The following is a 25,675-nucleotide window of genomic DNA, read 5'->3' on the forward strand; positions in this document are numbered from 1 at the left end:
TACCCCACGATGACTGCCCACAAGGAACGCCTCTACCTCTTCGACACCACGCTGCGTGACGGCGCGCAGACGGCCGGCATCGAGTTCTCGCTCGAGGACAAGATCTCGGTCACCGCGCTGCTCGAGCGCCTCGGCGTCGATTACATCGAGGGCGGCTACCCGGGCGCCAACGTCGTCGACGATCAGTTCTTCGCCGAAAGCCGCACCCGCGACGCCACCTTCACCGCCTTCGGCATGACCAAGCGGTTCGGCCGTTCGGTCGGCAACGATCCGGGCGTCCAGGCCATCCTCAATTCCGCCGCCGATGCCGCCTGCTTCGTCGGCAAGGCCTGGGACCACCAGGTGAAGGTAGCGCTCGAAATCACCCCCGAGCAGAACCTCGGCAACCTGCGCGAAACCGTCGAGGCCGGCGTTGCCGCAGGCAAGGAAGTGCTGGTCGATTGCGAGCACTTCTTCGATGGATCCAAGGCCAACCGCCCCTACGCGCTGAGCTTCGTGAAAACCGCCCTCGACGCCGGCGCCCGCTGGATCGTGCTCTGCGACACCAATGGCGGCACCATGCCGTCCGAGATCGCCGACATCGTAGCCGAAGTGCTGAAGGTTGCTCCCGGCGATCACCTGGGCATCCACGCCCATGACGATACCGGCCAGGCCGTAGCCAATACGCTCGCCGCCGTCACTGCCGGCGTCCGCCAGATCCAGGGCACCCTCAACGGCATCGGCGAGCGCTGCGGCAACGCCAATCTCGTCACCCTCATCCCTACGCTGATGCTGAAGCCAGGCTTCGCCGATCGCTTCGAGACCGGCGTCACGCCCGAGCAGTTGAGCGACCTGACCTCGATCTCGCGCGCCTTCGACGACCTGCTGAACCGCGCCCCGGCGCGGCAGTCGCCCTATGTCGGCACCTCGGCTTTCGCCACCAAGGCCGGCATCCATGCCTCCGCCCTCGCCAAGGACGTCTCGAGCTACGAGCACGTGACCCCCGAGAGCGTCGGCAACGAGCGCTCGATCATGGTCAGCCAGCAGGCCGGCAAGTCGAACCTCCTCGCCGCGCTCAAGCGCCACGGCATCGAGCTCGCCAAGGACGACGCGCGCCTCGAGCGGCTGCTCCGCACCGTCAAGGAGCGCGAAGCCCGCGGCTATTCCTACGACGGCGCCGACGCCTCCTTCTTCATCCTCGCCCACGGCGTGCTCGGCACGCTCCCCGAGTTCTTCGACGTCGAGAGCTACCGCGCCAGCGTCGAGCGTCGCCACAACGCCCGGGGCGAGCAGGTCGTGGTCACCGAGGCTGTAGTGAAGATCCGCATCGGCGACGAACTGCTGATGTCGGTGGCTGAAGGCAACGGCCCGGTGAACGCGCTCGACCTTGCCATGCGCAAGGACCTGGGCGTGTTCTCGGCTCGTATCGCCGATCTCGAACTGGTCGATTTCAAGGTGCGTATCCTCGACGGCGGCACGGGCGCGGTCACCCGTGTGCTGGTCGAAAGCCGCGATGGCACCGGCGAGCGCTGGTATACAATCGGCGTCAACACCAACATCATCGACGCCTCATTTGAGGCGCTTTACGAGTCGATTACGTATAAATTGATGAAGTCAGAGGCAGCCTGAGACGCCGGAACGGTATGGGGCAGGTTGCCCCTATACTCCCGGAGGCCTCGCTGAGCCGGACCGACGACCGCCGCAACTTGCTCATCGCCCTCGGCGCCGCCGGGGTGACCTTGGCCGTCGCGCTCGGCGTCATCGGCATCCCCGCCGTCGATGCCTGTTCCGCCGATCCGCGCGGCGTCGTCACCTGCCTGCGCGACATGGCCGACCGCAAGTTCGATCTCCCGGGCACGGTGCCCGGGTCCTCGGCCGAGCAGGTTCCGGAGGCACCACCTGCGCTCAGCCCAGTGTCGGCGCCCGTGGCCGCTGTCGACCCGCAGCCCGCCATCCCGACCGAACCGCGGCCCTCCGTACCCGAACCGGTGCCCGCCGCTTCAGAGCCGCCCCCGACCGCGTCGAGCGAGGCCAGCATCGTCGAAACCACCGCCGCGGCGGAAGCCGACAGTGCCGCGCCGAGTGGCGTACCACCCGACAATCAGCCTGCGGCGTTTGAAATGGCTGTAGCGGCGGAAACCTCCGCCATCCCGGAAACTGCCCACGCGCCAGCCGCTACTGCCTACGATCCGCCGATGTGGAAGGCCGACCTCACCCCACCGCCGGGCTCGATCCCAGAGGCTCCCGAACCCGCGCCTGCATCGCCGGCGGTTGTGCCTACCCAGATCCCACCCTTCGCAGTCGCGCCACTGGGCATCGATCTGGCCAACACCGCGCCGGTCCAGACCCAGTCCGACGCAACGCCCGTCATCGCCGCGCCGCTGGTGCTGGCGCCGACCATTGACGCCATCGAACTCGATGGCGAGCAGAGCTTTGTCTCCGGCTCCGGTCCCGCCGGCGCATTGATGCGGCTCTACGCCGATGGCGAGCTGATCGGCGAGAGCCCCGTCGAGCAGGGCCGCTGGCTGGTCGAGGGCAGCAACCTGCTCGATAGCCCGCGCCGCGAACTGCGCATCGAAGCGATCGAACCCGAGACCGGCAAGCTGCTCGGCACCGCGGCTATCACGGTGGAGATCGAGTTGCCGCACGATCGCACGCCACCCGACGAGCAGCCCGCCGACCCCCCCGACCTCGGCAGTGGTGTCGCTCCAGCCGCTGGACCGGATCCGGTCGCGGAAGCCGTGGCCACGGCGCCGACGGTTCCGGCCGAGCCGGCCACTCCGTCAACCACGGTCGCACCGGAAGAAGTTGCCTCAACCTCCGAGCCCGCACCCCTTGCCGTACCAGAGCCGGCGCAACTGTCCGAGCCACCCCCCGCCCAGCCCGAACCGCCGCCCGTCACCCGTGATCCGCCGATCGAGGAAGCCATCGTCCTGCCGGCTCCGTCAGAGCCCGAGCCGCTGCCCGAACTCTCCGCTGTAAACCCTCAGCGCGAGTCCGCCTCCGTCGACATCCTGCGCCCATCGGAGCTCCAGCCGACCACTCTGCCGCCGATCGACACCATCACGCACGAGCCGGCGACCATCACGCTCGACCCGCCCGATGCCCCCGCGCTGCTTGCGGACCTGGTGGTGCCGGCCCCAAAGCCCGCCGGCCAGCCGGTCACCGTGCTGCGCCTCCTGCCGTTCGGTGATCCCGATAGCGGCCGGTACAATGTCGGCAAGGCCATCATCCGCCGTGGTGACACGCTGTGGAGCCTCGCGCACCGCTATTACGGCCACGGCATCCACTACCGCACGATCTTTCACGCCAACCGCGACCTGATCCGCCGCCCCTCCCGCATCTTCCCCGGCCAGATCTTCGACCTGCCCTTGGTCACGGACGACTGAGGTTATCCTCCCCTGCGAAGTGGGGGCCGCATACGCCATCGCCCGACCCCCATTCCCTGACAGCGCCCCGCCGCAAATCCCGTTCAACTGCCCAGTAGGGCAGGTGGTTTCGCCTTGCCTTGCCGCGGCCGATCTTTTATCGCTGAATGACGATGAACCCCATGCACGACGATGACATCGCCAATGTGATGCGGGCGCTCGGACACCCCGTCCGGCTCAACATCCTGCGCATCCTCGCCGCCCAGAGTGCGGGCGATTGCTGCTGCACCGATGTCACGCAGAATTTGTCGCTGGCGCAGTCCACCGTCAGCCAGCACATCAAGGTGCTGCTCGATGCCGGGCTGGTCGAGCGTCATCCCAAGGGCACGCGCAACTGCTACTCGCTCCGGGCCGATCGCCTCGCCGAGTTCGGCATCGCCTGCAACGGCCTGTTCTCGGGCCTCACCACCACCGATCTCCCGGTCAAAGAGCTCGCCTGATGTCTACTGCCGAAGAGGCAACCAAGCGCCCCACCGTTAGCGCGGAGGAGGGCGGCCTGCTCGCCACCGTCCGCAATCTCTGGGGCTACATGTGGCCCGAGGGCCGGCCGGACCTCAAGTTCCGCGTCATCCTCGCCATCGGCGCCCTGCTGGTGTCCAAGGTCGCCACCACGCTGATCCCCTTTGTCTACAAGGGCATCATCGACAGCCTCGATGGTTCGACGCCGGATGCCGGGCTGATCCTCGGGCTCGCGGTGCCCATCGTCCTCGTCGTCGCCTATGGGGTCGGCAACATCATCGACGCCGGCTTCCAGCAACTGCGCGACGTGCTGTTCGCCTCGGTCGGCCAGCACGCGGTGCGCAAGCTCGCTCTGCAGACCTTCGAGCACCTGCACAAGCTGTCGCTGCGCTTCCACCTCGCCCGCCGCACCGGCGGCCTGAGCCGGGTGATTGAGCGCGGCACCAAGGGCATCGAGACCATCGTGCGCTTCACGATGCTCAACACCGCCCCCACGCTGGTCGAGTTCATCATCACCGGCGTGATCTTCATCGTCATGTTCGGCGTCAGCTACCTCAGCGTGCTTGTCGTCACCGTCTGGCTCTACCTGTGGTTCACCATCAAGGCCTCGAACTGGCGCATCTCGATCCGTCGCGACATGAACGACAGTGACACCGATGCCAACGGCAAGGCCATCGACAGCCTGCTCAACTTCGAGACGGTGAAGTACTTCGCCAACGAGAAGATGGAAGCCCGGCGCTTCGACGCCTCGATGGAAAAGTACGAGCGCTCCGCCATCCGCATCTGGACCTCGCTCGGGTTCCTGAACTTCGGCCAGGCGCTGATCTTCTACGCCGGCACCGTGGTCATCCTGGTCATGGCAGTGCTCGGCGTCATGAACCGTACCCTGACATTGGGCGATTTCGTCCTGCTCAACACCTTCCTGATGCAGATCTACCGGCCGCTCAACTTCATCGGCTTCGTCTACCGCGAGATCCGCCAGGGCCTCACCGACATCGAAGAGATGTTCAAGCTGCTCGATCGCGCCCCCGAGATCCAGGACAAGCCCGGCGCCAAGCCGCTGGCCGTCACCGGCCCGGTGGTGAAGTTCGACGATGTGAAGTTCCACTACGACACTGATCGCCCGATCCTGAAGGGCATCAGCTTCGAGGTCCCGGCCGGCAAGACCATCGCGGTTGTCGGCCCGTCGGGCGCCGGCAAGTCGACCATCTCGCGGCTCCTCTACCGGTTCTACGATGTCATCGAGGGCAAGATCACCATCGACGGCCAGGACCTCCGCGACGTAACGCAGGAGAGCCTCCGCGCCGCCATCGGCATGGTCCCACAGGATACCGTGCTGTTCAACGACAGCATCGAATACAACATCCGCTACGGCCGCCCCGACGCCACCGATGCCGAGGTGAGGAAGGCCGCGGAGCAGGCACAGATCGGCCATTTCATCGAGTCGCTGCCCAAGGGTTACCAGACCCAGGTCGGCGAGCGTGGCCTCAAGCTGTCCGGTGGGGAGAAGCAGCGCGTCGCCATCGCCCGCACCATCCTCAAGGGTCCACCGATCCTCATCCTCGACGAGGCCACATCGGCGCTGGATTCGAAGACCGAGGAAGACATCAAGTCCGCCCTCGACGTGGTCTCGGCCAACCGCACCACGCTGGTCATTGCCCACCGGCTCTCCACCGTCGTCAATGCCGACGAGATCATCGTCCTCCGCGACGGCCAGATCGCCGAGCGAGGCACCCATTCGGGCCTCCTTGCCAGGCAGGGCCTCTACGCCCAGATGTGGAGCCGCCAGCGCGAGGCCTCCGAGGCCGAAGAACTCGCCCGCCGCGCGGCCAACGACCCAGAGGGCTTCGTCAAACGCGGGCTTCCAGCAGCGGAGTAGGCCGTCGCATTGCGGCTGTGGCCATCCCCACCCCATGCCGGGTGGAGATGGCCAGTCGCTCCGGCTTCAGAGCCCGCATGCAACCCACCCCTTGACCAATTCGTTGCGCCCGACCATCACAGCGTCGGCCAATGACCTCAGCACCATCCCGCAACGCCTCGCTCGACGCGCTCCGCGTCCTCAGCCTCCTCGGCATCGTGACGCTCCACGTCGCGGGCGGCGGCTTTGCCGACAACAAACCGCTCGGCTTCGTGCTCGATGAACTGAGCCGCTTCGCCGTACCGGTCTTCTTCCTGATGTCGGCCTATTTCTGGAAAGACGCCGACCTCGCGCGCCCTCTCAAGCTCGTCGGCCGCGTCGCCTGGCGCGTCCTCCCGGCCTTTGCGGCGATTCTCGCTTTGACCGTCGCCCTTCGCCTCCTCGACAATGCCGGCCGGCCCGGCTTCGAGCTCTCGCCATGGGGGGTGACGCTCCTCATCTGGAGCGGCGGTCCGGCATTCCACCTGTGGTTCCTGCCCGCGCTGGTCCTCGGCACGGCCGTCGTCGCGACACTGCTGAAGTTCATCGGCCTGCGCTGGACCATCGCCGCGACGCTGCTGCTCTATGCAGCGGGGACCGTCATCGGCGCTTATTCCAAACCGCTGTTCGGCCACGGCTTCCCGTTCTGGATGGATCGCAACGGCCTGTTCTTCGCACCGGTTTTCCTCGTCGCCGGCATCGTCCTCCGCCGCCGCGACGACCTGCAGAGCCTGCCTATCGCCGCCCTCGTGTTGGCGGCGCTCGCCTTCGCCGCCCTTCATGTCGCCGAGGGCTACTTCATCGTCGGCCGCTACGCGCTGGGCCACGACTACTCCCTCGCCACCCTCGGCTACGCCCTCTCCGTCGCCATCCTGTTCATGCGCCTCGAGCTGAAGAGCCCGCTCTGGTCCACCCTCGGCCAGGCCACCTTCGGCGCCTACCTCATCCACCTGCTGGTACTGAAAGTTCTAGCCTCCGACCTCGGCCTCGGCCGCTATTCATGGCTGATGATCGCGCTGGGCTTCGGGGTGAGCCTGGGGCTGACCGTCGCCTTTCGCGCCGTCCGCTCGGCCCTCGGGAGCCGCCCGGCAAGGGCCTAGAGCGTAACCCCCAAAAACGAAAGGCCCGGATCGCTCCGGGCCTTTCCAATTCGTATCTGCCTTTCGGCTATTCGGCCGCCTGGCGGCTGACCACCGTGACGCCGTCCTGCTCGGTTTCCACCAGGCCCGAACCTTCGGTCTTGATGAAGCGCTTCGAGCTGTCGATGTCGGCCGGGATCTCGACCGTCTCGCCTTCCGGTGTCACCGCGACGTGCTTGCGGCCGCCGAAGATTGCCCGGAACGGCCACGCGAGGACGTTCCAGATCGCTCCGAAGATCGAGCCGACCAGCTGGCCGAGCCAACCGTTCCTGATCACGCTCGGCGCGGTGATCATCACCGGCACCATCACCAGCGTCAGCGCGGTCGAGACGAACAGGCCCGAAACCAGCGCTGCCGACAGGTGCGTGAACCACGAACCGGCAAGGCCGCCCGACACGATCTCGCGCCGGATGAAGTCGAACTCGACGTTCACCGCCATCGGGATCACGCCCAGCGCCGTCACCGTTGCGGTGAGCAGCACTGGCCGCACGCGCTGCGCGGCGGTGATCAGCATCGCCTTGGTCGGCTCCACCCCGTCACCACGGTTGTAGTGGTTGTAGGTGTCGATCAGCACGATACCGTTCTTCACCACGATGCCTGCCAGCGCCACGATACCGAGGCCGGTCATGATCGCCGAGAAGCTCATCCCGGTGACCACCATACCCAGCATCACGCCCGCCAGCGACATGACGACCGTCGAGAGCGTCACCAGCACCTGGTAGAAGCTGTTGTACTCGAGCAGCAGCACCAGGAAGATGATGAACAGCGCCGCGGCGAGGGCCTGCATGATGAACGCGTTGGTGTCGCCGATCTGCTCGTCGGCACCGCCGAACTTCACCGTCGTCGTCGCCGGGATGTCCTGCGTCTTCACCCACTCCTTGAGCTGGGCGATCTTGGCGTCCGCCGCGATGCCCGGGTTCAGGTTGGCAGCCACGCCCATGACGTAGAGGCCATTCTTACGGCTGATATTGGCGACCTTCGGCACCGCCTCGCGCTTGATGAAGTTCGAGACCGGCACAAGGCCCTGTTCGGTCACGATCCTCAGCGAGTCGAGGCTGTCGAAGCTGCGCTCGTCGAGCGGCAGGCGCACGCGGATGTCGAGTTCGTCGTCCGCATCGTCAGGCCGGTACGAGCCGAGCTTCACGCCCGACGTCACCAGCTGCACGTAGGGGCTGAGTTCACGCACGCCGATGCCGTACTTGGCCGCAGCGGCGCGATCGATCGTCACTTCCCAGTCGATACCGGGGGAGGGGCGGCCGTCTTCCACGTCGATGGTGTCGCCGAGATCGTTCTCGACGTAGTTGCGCAGCTTCGTCACCACGGGTGCCAGGTCGGCATAGTTGGTGCTCTGGACCGTCAGATTGATCGCCTTGCCGGCCGGCGGACCGTTCTCCTGCGCCGCGATCTGCACTTCGAGGCCCGAGATGCCCTTCACCCGCTCACGGATGTTCTGGAAGATCTCCTCGGCCTTGACGCGCTCGTTCCACGGCTGCAGCTGCAGGTTGAACTGCCCGATGGTGTCCGGAGGACCGCCGCTCGAGAAGCCGTCGCCGCCACCACCCGAGAAGGTCATGATCGAGTCCTGCACACCCTGCACCTGCAGGATCTGCGTCTCGACCTCGGCCAGTAGGTCGCGGACCTGGACGGGCGAGTAGTTGCCGCGGGCGATCACGTTGACGGTGCCGAACTCGGCCTCGGAGGCCGGGAAGGCTTCCATGCCGGTCGGGTTGGCGATGTAGGTGTAGAACATCAGGCCAACGATCGTGAAGCCGCCGAGCAGCGTCAGGATCGGGTGCCGGATCAGGTGCTGCAGCGTGCGCACATAGACGCCCGTCGGCCCCTTCACCTTCTTGGTGTCGAACTTGTCCGGGTACATGACGACGTCCGCGGCTTCCTTGGCCTTGGCGTCCACATGGGTCGAGGCGATGATCGCGCCGATCACCGGCATGAACACCAGCGCCGAAAGCAGCGAGGCGCACATCACCACGATCACGATGATCGGCAGGTAGCTCATGAACTTGCCGATGATGCCCGGCCAGAACAGCAGCGGCACGAACGCGCCCAGCGTCGTGAAGGTGGCCGAAACCACCGGCACGAACATCTTGCGCGCCGCGAGGATGAATGCCTCCTTCTTCGAGACTCCCTCCTGCAGCTTTCGTTCTGCGTATTCCACCACCACGATTGGATCGTCGACGAGCACGCCCACCGCGAGCACCAGGCCGAACATGATCATCATGTTGATGGTCATGCCGAGCATCTGCACGATCAGAAACGCGATCATGAACGAGATCGGGATCGAAGTACCGATCATGAGCGCTGGGCGCACGCCGAGCGTCGCGACGCACGTCACCATCACCAGGGCCACAGCGGTCAGCACCGCCGCTTCGAGCGAGCGGAACAGGTTCTTGGTCTGGTCCGCCTGGTCGATCAGGAAGCTGTGCTGGATGCCGGTCGGCCAATCCTTGGTGAACGCGGTCGTCACGCTGCGGACCTGGTCGGAAACGTCGATGACGTTCGTTCCGAGCTCCTTGATGACGCCCAGGGTGATGGCCGGCTGGCCGTTCACGTGGGCGAACTGCGTGGCGTCCTGGAACGTGCGGGTGATCGTCGCAACGTCGCCGAAGGTGACGACGGTATTGCCGTCGGTCTTGATCGGCAGCGAATAGACGTCCTGCGCGTTGGTGATGAGGCCCGGCACCTCGACGTTGAACGAGCCACGGCCGGTATCGAGCGTACCGCCCGGCACCACCATGTTGTTCTTGGCAAGCGCGTCGAGCAACTGGCCGGCTGTGAGGTTGAACGCCTCGAGCCGGTTCATGTCGATGGTCACGGCCAGCATCTCATCGCGCGAGCCGGAAATGGTCACGCTCTGCACGGTCGGGATTTCTTCGAGCGCTTCCTTGAGGTCCTTGGACCGCTGCACCAGCGTGCGCTCAGGCACGTCGCCATACAGCGCCACCGAGATCGAGGGCTGGTTGGTGAACGAGATCTCGGTCACCGACGGCACTGTCGCATCATCCGGCAGGTCGCCGGCGACGCCGTCGAGCTTGGCGCGGATGTCGGCCAGCGCCTTGTCGCTGTTGGCATTCACGTTGAACTCGAGGAACACCGAGGCGTGGCCGGTGGTCGAGGTCGAGGTGTAGTTCTCGAGCCCGTCAATGTCCTTGACGCGATCCTCGATGGGCTTGGCCAGCAGGCGCTCCGCATCGCGCGGCGACACGCCGGTCTGGCTGGTCGACACGTAGAAATACGGAATGTCGATTGCCGGGAAGCTCTCCTTGGGCAGCGACACGTAGGCGCTGAAGCCGGCAAACAGCAACAGCACCATCACCGTCAACACGACCCGCGGCATGCGCAGGACGCGTTCGAGGAAATTCATCATGACTGCACCCCTTCAGCAGCGGCTTCGGCCTCGCTCGAAGCCGGCGTCCCCGTAACGTTGGTCGCGTCGACCTTTTGGCCCGGCACGACGAATTCCTGGCCCACGGTGATGACGTCCACCGTCGGCGGCAGCCCGGTCACCCAGACGCCCTGGCGGGAGTCCGAGATAATCGTCACGGGATAGAACTCGACGACGCCGTCCTTGACGGCCCGCACCCCAAGTGCGCCGTCGTCATCGAGCGTCAGCACCGACTGCGGCAGCAGATGTGCCGGAACGGTGCCCAGATTGACCGTCGCCGTGGCGGTGATGCCCGAGAGCACCTTGCCGTCCTTGTTCGGCAATTCGATCTCGATCGGGAACGACCGGGTCGCCTCGTCAGCAAGCGACGCGATGAAGCTCACCTTGCCCTCGACCGTCTGGCCGGTGACGGTCGTCACCGCAGCCGGCAGGCCAAGTTCGGCGCGGGCGATCCGCGATTCCGGTACGTTGGTGATGAACAGCATCGGATCGAGCTCCACCACCGTCGCGCATGCCTGGCCGGGGCTCAGCACGCTGCCCACGGTAGCCATCGGGTCCTGCACGATGCCGGACACTTTGGTGGTCACCTTGGCGCGGTCGAACTCGAGCCGGGCCTGGTCGAACGCGGTCTGCGCCTGGCGCAGCGTCGCCTCCGCGGCAACGCCGGTATTGGTGGCGGCGAGACCCTTGTCGCGCAGCGCCTTGTTCGAGTCGAAGGCGTTCTGTGCCTGGGCCAGCGCGGCCTCGGCCTGCGCCACGGCGGCGGCGCGGGTGCCCTCGTCGAGGGTGCACATCAGGTCGCCCGGCTTCACCAGCTGACCCTTGGTCACGTTCACCGCAGTGACGATGCCGCTGGTCTCTGGGGTGATCGTCGCGGTCGACTTGGCCTTGGTCCGGCCGCGCAGCGGCACGTCCAGCGGCATCGGCTGAACCTTGTAGGTCTCGGTCCGCACTGAGCGCACTGTGCCCTCGCCGCCATTGTTCTCGGCGACGCGCTCGGCGATGGTCAGGTGGGGGTCGATCCCGCCCGCCTCGGACTCATGCTCCGCAGCCGTAGCGCTGCTGTGCAGGAATGGAATGATCGGCCGTTCGCCGTTGCCCGGGCCGTTGCCCCCGGCCACAAATACGCCGCTGCCGAGCCACAGGGCTCCAGCTATGACGATGGCCCCGGCAACGCCGTAAGAAATGATTGCTCGCATAATCTGAAAGTCCCTCTATTCCGCCGCAGCGGCATCGTCCCGATCCGGACGCGCCAGCGCTATCAGTTCGGCCCCATGTGCCTCGATGTAATCACGGGCCGCTTGCATACAAGTGCGCCCATAATCGATGACCCAGGCGTCACCGGGGTGGTTGTGTTGTTGCTTGAGCCGGTCGAAGTCTTTGAGCGTTGCGTCGACCTCGACGATTCGCTCGTTCAGACGCTGCTCGACCAGCGATTGGGGAAGCTCGGAGGCGAAGCGCAGGAACAGCAGAAATTCGCTGCGGAACTCGTCCTCGCCAAGCTTTTCGAATAGTGACTGGATGAAGGCCGAACGGCCCGCTGTTGTGATCGAGTAGATCTTCTTGGCGGGCTTGCCGTCCTGTTGCTCGACACGCGAAGTGACTAGCTGTTCCTGTTCCAGCTTGGCCAAAGCCGGATAGATCGAGCCATAGCTGGCGTCGATGAAATACGAATACTCCCCTTCAACGGAGAGCTTCCTGATCTCATATCCAGTAGCTTCGCCATCATAGAGGATGGCAAGGCAGATGGTTCTGACGTTCATGGCTTCCTATCCGGCTGGCATATAACGGACCAGCATATGCCGGGCCTATATATGGAGCCGCGAGAAAGCGCAACAAGGGGTGAAGTACGGGCTGCCATGCATTTTCTTCATGGCCAACCGTTTGAATACTAACGGTTTCCCGTCAGGCGTCGGCCAGACGCACCATTTCGACCAGTGCCTTCAACGCGAGTTCCTGGCTGGCAGCGGCCACAAACCAGGCATTGAGGAAGCTGGCGTCCCGGTGTCCGCAGGTCAGCGGCAACCGGTCGAGACCCAGTACCACACCGCCCGCCGCCTGCAGCACTGCCTGGCCCGCGGCGGTGTCCCATTCCGAAGTTGGGGTAAACCGCGGGTAAAGCTGCGCTGCGCCTTTGGCCAGAAGGCAGAACTTCAGCGACGAGCCCACCGACACGTCCTCTGCCACCTGCAACGTGTCGCAAAGCTCGGCCAGTGCAGCATGCCCGTGCGACCGGCTGGCGACGATCCGCAACGGGTGCTCGGTTTCGCTCACTCGTAGCGCGCGAATATCGGTGATCTGCCTGCCGGCGACCTTGCCGGCGAACGCCCCGGCGGTCCCGCCCCAATAGATGTCGTCGGTCGCCGGCGCCAGCACGACGCCGCTCACCGGATGGCCGCCCTCGCAATAGGCGATGTTGACGGTGAACTCGCCGTTGCGCTTCAGGAACTCCTTGGTGCCATCGAGCGGATCGACGACGAAGAAGCGCTCGCCCAGCTCGGGAATACGCCCAGCCGCCACGCTCTCCTCGGCCAGCACCGGCACGCCGGTCGCCTCGAGTACGGCGAGGATGATCGCCTCGGCCTTCTGGTCGGCCTCGGTTACCGGCGAGCCGTCCGCCTTCTCCATGGCGACGGCGCCCCGCTGATATACCTCGCGGATCGCCTCGGCCGCCTCGATCGCAGCCTCGTTCATCAGGTCGGTGAAGTCGCTGCTCATTGGATTTCCGAGACTCTTTGGACTTCAACGTCCAGTCCTAGGTCGAGCGGCTTGGCGCCCATGGTGATCTGGCTCGATGAGATATAGTCGACGCCGGTTTCGGCGATGCCGCGCACCCGCTCCAGCGTCACCCCGCCAGAAGCTTCGAGCCGCGCCCGCCCATCATTGAGCCGAACCGCTGCCCTCAGCAGTTCGTTGTCCATATTGTCGAGCATTACGATAATGGCGCCCGCATCCAGAACCTCCTCGAGCTCGCTGAGGCTCGTCACCTCGATCTCGATCGCCACCAGATGCCCAGCCGCTGCCCGCGCCGCGCGATAGGCCTTGCCGGCGCCGCCCGCCACCGCGACATGGTTGTCCTTGATCAGGATCGCGTCACTGAGCGCATAGCGGTGGTTCGAACCACCGCCGCAGCGCACCGCGTATTTCTCGAACGCCCGCAGCCCGGGTGTGGTCTTGCGCGTATCGCAGATCCGCGCACCCGTTCCGGCGACCGCTTGCACAAACTTCTGCGTATGCGCCGCGATGCCACTGAGATGATTCAGGAAGTTGAGCGCCGTCCGCTCCCCGGCCAGTAGTTGCCGCGCATCGCCGGCCACCACCGCGACGATGTCACCCTTCGCCACCGTGGCGCCGTCGGCCACCTGCGGGTCGAACGAAACCCCGCCGCCCACCTGCCGGAACACTTCGACCGCCAGCGGCAGTCCGGCGATCACCCCGGCCTCGCGTGCCGACAGCGTCGCCGTTGCGACGGCCCCCGCCGGGATCGTCGCCTGCGAGGTCAGGTCGCCGGCTAGTCCGAGATCCTCGGCAAGTGCCCGTCGGACTGCGTCCTCGACAAGGGCAGGGGGCGGGGCGGCGATGGTGGCAGTGTCGCGCATTTGCTGGGCTCTGATGGCGTGGTGGGTTTACGCGACGACGCCCTGGCAAGCAATGCCGCCGGAGGCGCCTCAGCCGCCGCTTAGCTGCGCATCCGGAACGAAATTCCCCGCAACCCGTTTGGCTACCAGCGCAGTTCCGGGCGGGTTGGCTGTTGCATAACAAGAAAACTGGAGAATGAAGCATGCAACTCAAGCGATTGTTGCTGACCACCACGAGCCTATGTCTGCTCTCACTCATGCCGCTTCCGGCCATGGCGCAGGATGCGGGTCTCACCGCCGCCTACAATGCCTATGTCGCAGCCAGTTCCGGCACCGACGCCGACGCCAAGGCCGCCGCCGAAGCCGCCTTCCTCGCTGAATGCCAGCGCGTCGGCACGCCCGAACTCGAGGCGTGTATCGCACTCGCCACCGGTGCCGCGGCAGCCGAGCAGCCCGCTGCTCCGGCTGAAGAGCCAGCCGCTCCGGCTGAAGAACCCGCTCCGCCGGCTGAAGAGCCTGCGCCGCCGGCCGCTGAAGAACCGGCTCCAGCATCCGAACAGCCGGCCGCTCCCGCTGAGGAGCCTGCAGCGCCTGCTGCTGAGGCACCTGCCGCTCCTGCTGAGCAGCCCGCAGCCGAACCCGCACCTGCCGATCAGCCCGCGGCTGAGCCAGCGCCTGCCGAGCAGCCCGCTGCTGCCAACGATCCGGCCCTCAAGGCCGCCTTCGAGGCCTATGTCGCGGCCAGTTCCGGCACCGATGCCGGCGCCAAGTCGACGGCCGAAGCCGCCTTCCTCGCCGAGTGCAACCGCTTGGGCATCCAGTCGCTCGACGAGTGCCTGGCCCTGATGGGTGGTGCCCCGGCAGCCCCGGCTACGCCTGCCGCTCCGGGCGAAGCTCCGGTGGCCCCTGCCACTGACCAGTCCGGCCAGCCGCTCGAGCAGGTCACCGACCAGCAGACCCCCGATGCTCCCGTCGCTCCGGTGCTCGATAGCGCCAAGGACGCCGCCGGTGCCGGCACCGAGGCGCCTGCGCCCGCCGCACAGCCCACCGAGCCCGTCGCGGCTCCGGCATCTGATGCAGATGCACAGGCCACGGCACCGCCGCCTGCCGAACAGGTCGAAGCCACGGTGGTAACGCCTGGTGAAAAGGTCGATCAGTTGCCGGTCGCCGAACCGCCGAAGAATGCCGACGTCGTTCAGAAGACCGACGACGATCGGCTGATCATCAAGATCGGCATCAACTTCGATATCTTCACGCCCTACAAGGACCGTGACCGTATCGGCCGCGACAACGACGTAACGTACGAGCGGCTGGACAACGACCGCTACCGCCAGACCGTCATCCGTCCTGACGGCGCCCGCATCATAACGGTGTGGAACCGCGATGGCGAGATCATCCGCCGCGTAAAGGTGCTGCCGGACGGCACGCGCATCATCATCGTCTTCTACGCTGACGACGATCGCGACGACGATTGGCGCGATCCGGGCGACGACCTGCCGCCCTTCTTCCTGCCGATCCCGGTCAACGAATACGTGCTCTACAGCGAACGCGCCGATGAGAACGATATCGAGCTGTTCCTCAGCGAGCCGCCGCTGGAACAGGCCGCCCGCGTCTACACCGTCGACGAGGTCAAGCGCTCTGCCCGTATCCGCGACACGGTCCGCCGCGTCGAGATCGGGGATCTGACCTTCGAAACCGGTTCGGCCGAACTCGGCCGCGACCAGGTCGGCTCGCTCGGCAAGGTCGCCGCCGCGATGCAGAATATCCTCGACCGTAACCCGGGCGAGACCTTCCTCATCGAAGGCCACACCGATGCCGTCGGTTCGGACGAATCCAACCTCGTCCTCTCCGATCAGCGTGCCGAGACAATCGCCAACCTGCTCACCGAGTTCTACGACATCCCGCCGGAGAACCTTACCACGCAGGGTTATGGCGAGCGCTACCTGAAGGTCGAGACCGACGGCGAAGAGCGTGCCAACCGTCGCGTCACCGTCCGCCGCATCACCTCGCTGGTGACGCCTAAGGCGAGCTGATCGCTGGATCATCAAGCACAGAGCCCCGGGCCACGGCCCGGGGCTCTTCCTTGTGCGCCAAAACTCCCAGTCGTCTCCCTCTCCCATCGCGGGGAGGGATCAAGGGTGGGGCGAGCCACCCCCATCGATGCCCCGTGATCCTCCCCCGCGTGGCGGGGGAGAGGGACCGGCGAAGCCGGTGGAGGGGGCGGCCACAACCTCGATGCCCACCCTAGACAAGCCACAATCCCTCAGTCTAATTGAACAACGTTCAGTTGGAGTTGCCGATGGCCCGTCGCGCCGATCACTCAAAAGAAGAACTGGCGAGCCTCGTCGTCAACACCGCCGAGGAGTTGATCGCGGAGGAGGGGATCGACGCATTCTCCGCCCGCTCGCTGAGCCGCGCCATCGGCTACACCGCCGGCACCCTCTACCACCACTTCAAGGACCTCGACGACATCGTCACCCAGGTGAATACCCGCACCTTGGTCGGCCTCGCCCAAGCCTTCGCCGACGCCACCCCATCGTCCGATCCCCGCCAGATGCTCCACAACTACGCCGATGCCTTCCTCGGCTACATCACCCTGAAGCGGAACCTCTGGAACGCCCTGTTCGAGTTCCGCCGCAAAGCCGATCAGCCCGTACCCCCCTGGTACATCGAGGCCATCGCCTCGCTGATCCGCATCATCGCCCAGTGCTTCACCGACATCCGCCCCGATCTCGACGACAAGACCGCCCGCCAGTCGGGCCAACTGGTCTTCGCCTCCATCCACTCCGTCGTCTCCCTCGACAGCTCCGGTCGCCTCAGCCTCGTCATGGACCGCGACATCGGCAAGGTCGTTCACGAACTGGTCGACATGCACATCCTGGCGTACACGCACCGGGCGAAGTAGACGCGGGGGTTGAGCACAGGCGCTCCCGCACCACCGGCCGTCATCCCGGCGCGAAAGCCGGGACCCAGTGCACGGCACTCACCACACGAAAGCCGTCTCCGACCCACCGTGAAAGACCGGATAGCCCCTGTTACCGCCGAATCTTCCGAGCACTGGGTCCCGGCCTTCGCCGGGATGCGGCCGGAAATGATCTGCTCCCCACAGCCAACCTCACCTCATTTCGACTCAACCCATTGATTTCACTTCGCTTCAATTCCAATCTAAACGCCGTTCAATTTCCACTTGAACACCGTTTAAAATCCTGTATGTTGATCCTCGTGAACAGCGTTCAATTAAACGCCGACACCAACCGAAGGGAGACGTACTACGATGTTGAACGTTCTGAAGACCTTGTTCCTGGGTGCCTCGGCCCGTGCCGAAGAGCAGCTCACCGACCATTTCGCCATCGACCTGATCGAGCAGAAGATCCGCGAGTCCGAGCAGGCTCTGTCGCTCGCCAAGACCACGCTCGCTGCCCTGATTATCCGCCAGCGCAACGAGCAGCAGACCCTCACCCGCCTCGAGACGCAGATCGCCGATCTCGAGACGAGGGCCCGCCAGGCCCTGGCTGCCGGCCGCGAAGACCTTGCCACGGAAGCCGCCAATGCCATCGCCAACCTCGAGAACGAGCGTGCCGTGCGCCAGTCGACCCTCGCCCAGCTCGCCGATCGCGTCGCCCGCACCCAGGCCGCGGTGGAAAAAGCCAACCGCCGCATCATCGACCTGCGGCAGGGGATGATCTCGGCCCGCGCCGCCGATGCCGAACGCAAGGCGCAGAAGTCGCTGAACCGCTCGATCGGGTCCACCACCTCGATCCGCGAAGCCGAAGAACTGATCGCCCGCGTCGTCAATGGCCCCGACCCCTTCGCCGAAAGCGAGGTGCTTGATGAGATCGACGCCGGCCTCAGCCAGACCGGCATCCGCGATCGCCTCGGCGAGGCCGGTTTCGGCGACAAGACCAAGGTCCGCGCCGACGACGTGCTCGCCCGCCTCAAGTCCACGAACCTCTAGAGCCTCAACCTCAACCGCTTTCAAACCCAAAGGGAACCTGACAAATGAACTCCGACAACAACCAGATCTACATCGCCTTCAACGCCGCCGGCGTCGCTGCCGCGCTGTTCCTTCTCTCCCTGTCGCTCTGGCTCGCGCCGGTCGACCTCTCCACGAAGGGCTACTGGGGCATGGGCATCGTGCTGCTAATGGGCAGCCTCGTGAACCTCGTCAAATATCGCACCGACGACCGCAACGCCCGCGATGTCGTCCGCCAGCTCGAGCAGGCCAAGAACGAAAAGATCCTCAAGGACTACGTCGGCAACCAGTAAGCTCCCACTCACCGCCGACGAAAGAAGCCCCGGGCCACCGCCCGGGGCTTTTCGTCCACGTTGCCTTTTCCCGCGCTCCGTCCCATTCTCCGCTTCGACTAACCGGTCAACCCGGGCGACTAAGGGCAGGGGACTCCATGCAAAAAATCATCGCCGCGCTCGATCAGCGGCGCACCGACGCGCGACTCGGCGGCGGCCAGAAGCGGATCGACGCGCAGCACGCCAAGGGCAAGCTCACCGCCCGCGAGCGCCTTGATGTCCTGCTCGATCCCGGCAGCTTCGAAGAATACGACATGTTCGTCACCCACCGCGCGGTGGATTTCGGCATGGAAAAGACCATCATCCCCGGCGACGGCGTCGTCACCGGCTGGGGCACCATCAACGGCCGGCTGACCTACGTCTTCAGCCAGGATTTCACCGTCTTCGGCGGCTCGCTGAGCGAAACCCACGCCCAGAAGATCTGCAAGATCATGGACCTCGCCGTGCAGAACGGTGCCCCGGTGATCGGGCTCAACGATTCCGGCGGCGCCCGCATCCAGGAAGGCGTCGCGGCGCTCGGCGGCTATGCCGAAGTGTTCTGGCGCAACGTCCAGGCCTCGGGCGCCATTCCGCAGATCTCGGTCGTCATGGGCCCCACCGCCGGCGGCGCGGTCTATTCCCCCGCCATGACCGACTTCATCTACATGGTGAAGGACACGTCCTACATGTACGTGACCGGCCCGGACGTAGTGAAAACCGTCACCTCCGAGATCGTCACCCACGAAGAGCTCGGCGGGGCAGGGACCCACACCAAGGTCAGTTCCGTCGCCGACGCCGCCTTCGACAACGACATCGAGACGTTGCTGGAAGTCCGCCGCTTGTTCGATTTCCTGCCGCTCAGCGCTGCCGACAAGCCTCCAGTCGTCGCCGTCAACGACAGCATCGACCGCGCCGAACCGAGCCTCGACACCCTGATCCCCGACAGCGCCCAAAAACCCTACGACATGCGCGAGGTGATCCTCAAAATCGCCGACGAAGGCGATTTCCTCGAGATCCAGAAGGACCATGCCGGCAACATCCTCGTCGGCTTCATCCGCCTCAACGGGTCGACGGTGGGCGTCGTCGCCAACCAGCCCCTGGTCCTCGCCGGCTGCCTCGATATCAACTCATCCAAGAAGGCAGCGCGGTTTATCCGCTTCTGCGACGCCTTCGGAATTCCAGTCCTCACCCTCGTCGACGTCCCCGGCTTCCTCCCCGGGGTCGCCCAGGAGTATGGCGGCATCATCAAGCACGGCGCCAAGCTCCTCTTTGCCTACGCCGAAGCCACCGTCCCCAAGGTCACCGTGATCACCCGCAAGGCCTACGGCGGGGCCTACGACGTGATGGCCTCCAAGCACATCCGCGCCGACGTCAACTACGCCTGGCCCACGGCGGAGATCGCCGTCATGGGCGCCAAAGGCGCCACGGAGATCCTCTACCGCTCCGAACTGACCGACAAAGACAAGATCGCCAAACGCACGGCGGATTACGAAGCCCGCTTCGCCAACCCCTTCGTCGCAGCCGAGCGCGGCTTCATCGACGACGTGATCATGCCAAATGAAACGCGACGGCGTGTGGCCCGGGCATTCGAGATGCTGAAGGGCAAGAAAGCGGTCATCCCCCTGAAAAAGCACGGGAACATCCCGCTGTGATTGGCTCGATGCTCTTCCACGAGTGGAGCGGCACCCTCCCCCTCGCGGGGAGGGTTGGGGAGGGGGGCGCCAAACGCTCGAACGCTGGTGAGACCAGCCCGTGATGTTCAGCGGCCCGCAAACGAGAAAAAGGGGCGGTTCTCCAGTGAGAACCACCCCCTCGACTTTCAATGGAGAAGCTGGAGCTTCCGGCTCCCCCACCCATGCACCCCTACTGCTGCGCCTGGTACTGATCCGTCAGTGCGTCGAGCCGCGCTGTCGCCCAAGCCATGATTTCCGGCGTCAGATAAGCCTCGCCACCCGCTTCGGCGACGCGGTTCTTGTTGGCGGCCGCCAGCAGCGCGGCCTTCAGGGCGTCTTCGCCGGTCAGCGGCTCCAACTCGGCGATCTCGGTTTCCAATCCGTCGATCACCAGCTGCTGGTCATTCACCGCCGCCAGTTCGGGGCTGGCATTGATGGTTTCCAGCGCCGCGACAAGCGCAGTCTGTTCATCGATCGCAGCTTGGTTCGTCGGGTCGGTGGCAATCGCCGTTTCGAGCTCGCCCAGCCGGGCATTAAGCCCGTCGAGCGTCGGGGTGTCGTAGACCGTCGAGCCATCGAAGGCGACCAGTCCGGATACGGACGTACCGATAATCGCGTCCAGCTCGGTCTGCAGGCCCGCCAGGGTCTCGTTGGCGGCAGCGAGGTTTGCCGTCGCCGTTTCCAGCGCCGCGCTGGCCGCGACAAATTCACGAACCTGCTCCATCCGCTTGTCCGAGCCGTTCATCAGGCCGTTGATGTTGCGCTTCAGCGAATTGAGCCCGGCCAGCTGGGCGTTGAGGTTCTTGGTCTTGGCCGCCTTGGTCGTGGTCGTCGTCACCGTCTCGGTATCGGCGACCTTCTTGGCCTTGCCCTGCGACTGCCCTTCGGCGCCACCACCGCCACCGCCGTGGCCGTTCCCGCCGGCGTTGCTGTGCTCGCTGCCGCCGCCGTTGCCCCCGCCGTTGCCGTTACCCCCACCGTTCCCACCACCACCGCCATTGCCGTCCCCGCCACCATCGCTCTTGTCCTTTGCTATCGCCTGCAGGTCAGAGAGCGCGGTGTGGTTCATCAGCACCGGAGCGGCGATCAACGCCAGCGCCGTTGCAGAGAGCACGATCATATTGCGGATTGGGTGAGACATTTGGGCTTCCTCCTCCCCGGGACGATGCGCAGCCGGGGTGCGGATGAGGCCTATCTGCGCGTTAAGAACGTAAGCCTTCGTCCCGCAGCATTTGATGATAATGCCGCGCAACCCGCCAGCAGGATCGCGTAAACTCCAGTGATGTTCTCCTCACTCCTCATCGCCAATCGCGGCGAGATCGCCTGTCGCGTCATCCGCACCGCCAAGCGCCTCGGCATCCGGACCATCGCCGTCTATTCCGACGCCGACCGTGAGGCCGTCCACGTCAGGCTCGCCGACGAGGCCGTCCACATCGGCGGCTCGGCCGCCCGCGACAGCTACCTCTCGATCGAAAAGATCGTCGCCGCCTGTCGCGCCACCGGCGCCGAAGCCGTGCATCCCGGCTACGGCTTCCTCAGCGAAAACCCGAGCTTCGCCGCCGCCCTCGACGCGGCCGGCATCATCTTCGTCGGCCCGCCGGTCAAGGCCATCGAGGCGATGGGCGACAAGATCACTTCGAAGAAGCTCGCCGCCGCGGCTGGCGTCTCCACCGTGCCCGGCCACATGGGCCTCATCGCCGATGCCGAGGAAGCCGTCACCATCTCGCGCTCCATCGGCTACCCGGTGATGATCAAGGCCTCGGCCGGCGGCGGCGGCAAGGGCATGCGGATCGCCCACAGCGACGCCGAAGCCCGCGAAGGCTTCGAGCGCTCCAAGTCCGAGGCCGCCTCCAGCTTCGGCGATGATCGCATCTTCATCGAAAAGTTCGTCACCGAGCCGCGCCACATCGAAATCCAGCTGATCGGCGACCAGCATGGCAACGTGCTCTGGCTCAACGAGCGCGAATGCTCGATCCAGCGCCGCAATCAGAAGGTCATCGAGGAGGCGCCGTCGCCGTTCCTCGACGCCGCCACCCGCAAGGCGATGGGCGAGCAGTCCGTCGCCCTCGCCAAGGCCGTCGGCTACACCTCGGCCGGCACCGTCGAGTTCATCGTCGACAAGGACCGCAACTTCTACTTCCTCGAGATGAACACCCGCCTGCAGGTCGAGCACCCGGTCACCGAGCTGATCACCGGCCTCGACCTCGTCGAACTGATGTTCCTCGCCGCCGCCGGCGAAAAGCTGCCACTCGCGCAGGAGCAAGTCCCGCTCAACGGCTGGGCCATCGAGAGCCGCATCTACGCCGAGGACCCGTTCCGCAACTTCCTGCCCTCCACCGGCCGGCTCACCCGCTACCACCCGCCCGCCGAGCAAGCGACGCCCGACCTCGTGGTGCGCAACGACACCGGCGTGACCGACGGTGGCGAGATTTCCACCTTCTACGACCCGATGATCGCCAAGCTCTGCACTTGGGCGCCCACCCGCATCGAGGCGATCGACGCCATGGAGGACGCGCTCGACGAGTTCGAACTAGAAGGCGTCGGCAACAACATCCCGTTCCTCGCCGCCGTCATGGGCCAGGAGCGCTTCCGCTCCGGCCGCCTCACCACCGGCTATATCGCCGAAGAATTCCCCAACGGGTTCAGCGGAGTAGAGCTGGATGCGGAATCTCTTACGCATCTCGCCGCGCTCGCCTGCTGCTCCGCTTTCGCCCTCGACAAGCGACTCTACCCGACCACCCCGGAACCCCGAGCCGTCATCATCGGCAACCAGCGTTGGGATTTCTCGGTCCGCGCCGACGGCATCGAGTACTGGCTCACCGCCCCCGACGGCAAGAAGCTGCTGGTCGAAAGCGGCTGGAAGCCCGGCAACTCCATCTGCATCGGCCGCGTCGACGGCCACCTGCTGCACGTCAAAGTGCAACGCCTCACCAGCGGCTTCCGCCTCCGCCACCGCGGTGCCGACCTCATCGCCAAGGTGCTGCTGCCCCAGGTCGCCGACCTGATGCCGCTGATGCCGGTCAAGCTGCCGCCCGATCTCAGCAAATTCCTCCTCTGTCCGATGCCCGGCCAGATCGTCCGCATCGACGTCGCCGAAGGCGATATCGTCGAAGACGGCCAGACCCTCGCGATCGTCGAAGCGATGAAGATGGAAAACGTGCTCAAGGCGGAAAAGCGCGCCAAGATCAGCAAGGTCCGCGTTCAGGCCGGCAGCGTCCTTGCGGTGGACGAAGTGATTTTGGAGTTCGAGGCGATATGAGTGGCCCCACCTTCGCCGACTGGGCAAAGCTCGCGCAGAAGGACCTCCGCGACACCCCGGTCGAGTCGCTCAACCGCGACTACGGCGATCTCCCGATCCGCCCCGCCTACTTCCCCGAAGACGCCCCGACCGACCCCGGCCTCCCCGGCGCGGCCCCCTACACCCGCGGCGTTCGCGCCACCATGTACGCCAACCGCCCGTGGACCATCCGCCAATACGCCGGCTTCTCGACCGCCCGCGAGTCCAACGCCTTCTACCGCCAGAACCTCGCCGCCGGCCAAAAGGGCCTGAGCGTCGCCTTCGACCTCGCCACGCATCGCGGCTATGACAGCGACCACCCACGCGTCACCGGCGATGTCGGCAAGGCTGGCGTCGCCATCGACAGCGTCGAGGACATGAAGATCCTGTTCGACGGCATCCCGCTCGATCAGATGTCGGTCTCGATGACCATGAACGGCGCCGTGCTCCCGGTGCTCGCCATGTTCATCGTCGCCGCTGAAGAGCAGGGGGTGAAGCCAGCCCAACTCGACGGGACCATCCAGAACGACATCCTCAAGGAGTTCATGGTCCGCAACACCTACATCTATCCGCCCGAGCCGAGCATGCGGATCGTCGGCGACATCATCGCCTACACCGCCCAGCACATGCCGAAGTTCAACTCCATCTCGATCTCCGGCTACCACATGCACGAGGCCGGCGCGACGGCGGTCCAGGAGCTCGCCTACACCCTTGCCGATGGCCGCGAGTACGTCCGCGCCGCCCAGGCCCGCGGCCTCGATATCGATGCCTTCGCCGGCCGGCTGAGCTTCTTCTTCGGCATCGGCATGAACTTCTTCCTCGAGGTCGCCAAGCTCCGCGCCGCCCGCACCCTCTGGCAGAAGATCATGGTCCAACTGGGTGCCAAAGACCCCCGATCGCTGATGTTGCGCACCCATTGCCAGACATCCGGCGTGTCTTTGACCGAGCAGGACCCGCACAACAACATCGTCCGCACCACCATCGAAGCGCTCGCCGCGGTGCTCGGCGGCACCCAGAGCCTCCACACCAACTCCTTCGACGAAGCCATTGCACTGCCGACGGAATTCTCCGCCCGTATCGCCCGCAACACCCAGCTGATCCTGCAGCACGAAAGCCGCGTCACCGACGTCGTCGACCCCCTCGGCGGCTCCTACTACATCGAGAGCCTCACCGCGGACCTCGTCGCCCGCGCCGAAGCCCTGATCGCTGAGGTGGAGGCCGAAGGCGGCATGACCGCCGCCGTGCAAGCCGGCACGCCAAAGCTCGAGATCGAGAAGGCCGCAGCCCTCCGCCAGGCCCGCGTCGACCGCGGCGAAGACGTCATCGTCGGCGTCAACCGCTATCGCCTCGAGAACGAGCACCCGATCCAGATCCGCGAGATCGATAACAACAAGGTCCGCGAGGAGCAGGTCGCCCGCCTCGCCGAAGTCCGCCGCACTCGCGATCCTGACCGGGTCTCCGCAGCGCTCGCAGCCCTCCAGGCCGCCGCCCGCGCCAACGGAAATCTCCTCGCCGCCAGCATCGAAGCGGCCCGCGCCCGCGCGACCCTCGGCGAAATCTCGGCGACCCTCGAGCAGGTCTTCAACCGCCATTCCGCCATCACCCGCGTCATCTCCGGCGTCTACGCCGAGAGCTACGCCGCCGACCCGCAATACGCCGCCTTCACCGACCGGATCGCAACCTTCAGCGCCAGGGCAAACCGCGCACCGGCGCTGTTCATCGCCAAGATGGGCCAGGACGGCCACGATCGCGGCGCCAAGGTCATCGCCACGGCCTTCGCCGATCTCGGCTTTGTCGTCCACATGGGTGACCTGTTCGAAACCGCCCCCGAAGTCGCCACCCACGTCGCGGAACTGAAGGTCGACGCCGTCGGCGTCTCCTCCCTCGCCGCCGGCCACAAGACCCTCGTCCCCGAACTGATCAGTGAGTTGCAGGGCAGGGGCCTCGGCGACGTCACGGTCATCGTCGGCGGCGTCATCCCCGAGCAGGACTACGATTTCCTGCGCCAGGCCGGCGTAGCCGAAATCTTTGGCCCCGGCACCAACGTGCTCGAAGCCGCGTTCTCCGTCCTCAACCAGATCGAGGGAAAGCTGACCAACCGATGATCGGCCGCCTCAACCACGTCGCCATCGCCGTCCCCGATCTCGCCGCGGCCGCCGCGAAATACCGCGATCTCCTCGGCGCCGACGTGCACCACCCGCACGATCTCCCCGAGCACGGCGTCACCGTGGTATTCGTCCACCTCGAAAACACCAAGATCGAGCTGATGACCCCGCTCGGCGCCGACTCCCCCGTCCGCAAGTTCCTCGAAACCAGCCCCTCCGGCGGCATCCACCACGTCTGCTACGAAGTCCCCGACCTCGCCAGCGCCGCCCGCACCCTCACCGAAGCCGGCGCCCGCGTCCTCGGCGACGGCAAGCCGCGCATCGGCGCCCACGGCCTCCCGGTCCTCTTCCTCCACCCCAAGGATTTCGACGGCACCCTGATCGAGCTCGAAGAGGTGAAGCCCGAGCTGCAGCCCGCCTGACTTATCCCCGCGCGAAACCGCCCGCCTATCCTCG

At 65.7% G+C, this 25,675-nt stretch carries 19 protein-coding genes; 13 read left to right on the top strand and 6 right to left on the bottom strand.

The genetic code is table 11. The features are described from left to right. Positions 1–9 precede the first annotated feature (9 nt). From cimA to AC1DYL_RS13680, 5 genes are all read left to right on the top strand, one after another. Positions 10–1,608, top strand: coding sequence for a citramalate synthase (gene cimA, locus AC1DYL_RS13660; RefSeq protein WP_477173559.1), 1,599 nt, complete (start codon positions 10–12; stop codon positions 1,606–1,608). A gap of 14 nt (positions 1,609–1,622) precedes the next feature. Then, positions 1,623–3,368, top strand: a complete 1,746-nt coding sequence (locus AC1DYL_RS13665; RefSeq protein WP_477150312.1) for a LysM peptidoglycan-binding domain-containing protein — start codon at positions 1,623–1,625, stop codon at positions 3,366–3,368. A 161-nt stretch (positions 3,369–3,529) separates the two neighbouring features. Continuing rightward, positions 3,530–3,847: an ArsR/SmtB family transcription factor gene (locus AC1DYL_RS13670; RefSeq protein ID WP_477150313.1), complete on the top strand. Its 318-nt coding sequence runs from the start codon at positions 3,530–3,532 to the stop codon at positions 3,845–3,847. Then, complete coding sequence (locus AC1DYL_RS13675) at positions 3,847–5,745, top strand: ABCB family ABC transporter ATP-binding protein/permease (RefSeq protein WP_477157346.1); 1,899 nt, start codon at positions 3,847–3,849, stop codon at positions 5,743–5,745. The genes AC1DYL_RS13670 and AC1DYL_RS13675 overlap by 1 nt, the downstream gene beginning before the upstream one ends. 131 nt (positions 5,746–5,876) lie before the next feature. Continuing rightward, positions 5,877–6,863 (top strand): acyltransferase family protein, encoded by a 987-nt coding sequence (locus tag AC1DYL_RS13680; RefSeq protein WP_477173560.1) that lies wholly within the window; start codon positions 5,877–5,879, stop codon positions 6,861–6,863. A gap of 67 nt (positions 6,864–6,930) precedes the next feature. Here the strand turns inward: AC1DYL_RS13680 and AC1DYL_RS13685 are convergent, their stop codons facing one another. The 5 genes from AC1DYL_RS13685 to nadC all read right to left on the bottom strand — a co-directional run bounded on the left by AC1DYL_RS13685 (position 6,931) and on the right by nadC (position 13,901). Next, positions 6,931–10,284: an efflux RND transporter permease subunit gene (locus AC1DYL_RS13685; RefSeq protein WP_477173561.1), complete on the bottom strand. Its 3,354-nt coding sequence runs from the start codon at positions 10,282–10,284 to the stop codon at positions 6,931–6,933. Further along, a complete protein-coding gene (locus AC1DYL_RS13690; RefSeq protein ID WP_477173562.1) occupies positions 10,281–11,501 on the bottom strand; it encodes an efflux RND transporter periplasmic adaptor subunit in 1,221 nt (406 codons plus the stop codon). The genes AC1DYL_RS13685 and AC1DYL_RS13690 overlap by 4 nt, the downstream gene beginning before the upstream one ends. Positions 11,502–11,516: 15 nt before the next feature. Then, positions 11,517–12,065: a PadR family transcriptional regulator gene (locus tag AC1DYL_RS13695; RefSeq protein WP_477150318.1), complete on the bottom strand. Its 549-nt coding sequence runs from the start codon at positions 12,063–12,065 to the stop codon at positions 11,517–11,519. Between the two features lie 142 nt (positions 12,066–12,207). Continuing rightward, the gene (gene cysQ, locus AC1DYL_RS13700) at positions 12,208–13,020 is read right to left on the bottom strand and encodes a 3'(2'),5'-bisphosphate nucleotidase CysQ (RefSeq protein ID WP_477173563.1); all 813 of its coding nucleotides are present in this window, start codon (positions 13,018–13,020) and stop codon (positions 12,208–12,210) included. Further along, entirely contained in the window at positions 13,017–13,901 is an 885-nt protein-coding gene (gene nadC / locus AC1DYL_RS13705; RefSeq protein WP_477173564.1) for a carboxylating nicotinate-nucleotide diphosphorylase, read from the bottom strand. Before nadC ends, cysQ begins: the two co-directional genes overlap by 4 nt. A 182-nt stretch (positions 13,902–14,083) precedes the next feature. Between nadC and AC1DYL_RS13710 the strand changes: the two genes are divergently transcribed. From AC1DYL_RS13710 to AC1DYL_RS13730, 5 genes are all read left to right on the top strand, one after another. Then, positions 14,084–15,913 carry an OmpA family protein gene (locus tag AC1DYL_RS13710; RefSeq protein WP_477173565.1) on the top strand — a complete coding sequence of 610 codons (1,830 nt, stop codon included), beginning with the start codon at positions 14,084–14,086 and terminating at the stop codon, positions 15,911–15,913. A gap of 266 nt (positions 15,914–16,179) precedes the next feature. Then, entirely contained in the window at positions 16,180–16,785 is a 606-nt protein-coding gene (locus AC1DYL_RS13715) for a TetR/AcrR family transcriptional regulator (RefSeq protein ID WP_477173566.1), read from the top strand. 369 nt (positions 16,786–17,154) lie between these two features. Further along, positions 17,155–17,835 (top strand): PspA/IM30 family protein, encoded by a 681-nt coding sequence (locus tag AC1DYL_RS13720; protein ID WP_477173567.1) that lies wholly within the window; start codon positions 17,155–17,157, stop codon positions 17,833–17,835. A gap of 44 nt (positions 17,836–17,879) precedes the next feature. Next, positions 17,880–18,146, top strand: coding sequence for a YiaA/YiaB family inner membrane protein (locus AC1DYL_RS13725; RefSeq protein ID WP_477157352.1), 267 nt, complete (start codon positions 17,880–17,882; stop codon positions 18,144–18,146). Between the two features lie 137 nt (positions 18,147–18,283). Further along, positions 18,284–19,816: an acyl-CoA carboxylase subunit beta gene (locus tag AC1DYL_RS13730; RefSeq protein WP_477173568.1), complete on the top strand. Its 1,533-nt coding sequence runs from the start codon at positions 18,284–18,286 to the stop codon at positions 19,814–19,816. Between the two features lie 211 nt (positions 19,817–20,027). On the opposite strand, the gene AC1DYL_RS13735 is transcribed toward AC1DYL_RS13730, so the two are convergent. Further along, complete coding sequence (locus tag AC1DYL_RS13735; protein ID WP_477173569.1) at positions 20,028–20,978, bottom strand: hypothetical protein; 951 nt, start codon at positions 20,976–20,978, stop codon at positions 20,028–20,030. Between the two features lie 141 nt (positions 20,979–21,119). Here AC1DYL_RS13735 and AC1DYL_RS13740 point away from each other — a divergent pair, with 141 nt between their 5' ends. Genes AC1DYL_RS13740 through mce form a run of 3 tightly spaced genes read left to right on the top strand, consistent with a single transcriptional unit; the run spans position 21,120 to position 25,641 of the window. After that, positions 21,120–23,096 (top strand): acetyl-CoA carboxylase biotin carboxylase subunit, encoded by a 1,977-nt coding sequence (locus tag AC1DYL_RS13740; RefSeq protein WP_477173570.1) that lies wholly within the window; start codon positions 21,120–21,122, stop codon positions 23,094–23,096. Beyond that, positions 23,093–25,219: a methylmalonyl-CoA mutase gene (scpA, locus tag AC1DYL_RS13745; RefSeq protein ID WP_477173571.1), complete on the top strand. Its 2,127-nt coding sequence runs from the start codon at positions 23,093–23,095 to the stop codon at positions 25,217–25,219. Before AC1DYL_RS13740 ends, scpA begins: the two co-directional genes overlap by 4 nt. Then, positions 25,216–25,641 (top strand): methylmalonyl-CoA epimerase, encoded by a 426-nt coding sequence (gene mce, locus AC1DYL_RS13750; RefSeq protein WP_477173572.1) that lies wholly within the window; start codon positions 25,216–25,218, stop codon positions 25,639–25,641. Before scpA ends, mce begins: the two co-directional genes overlap by 4 nt. Positions 25,642–25,675 lie beyond the last annotated feature (34 nt).

This window comes from Devosia sp. P1_H9, from assembly GCF_056405135.1.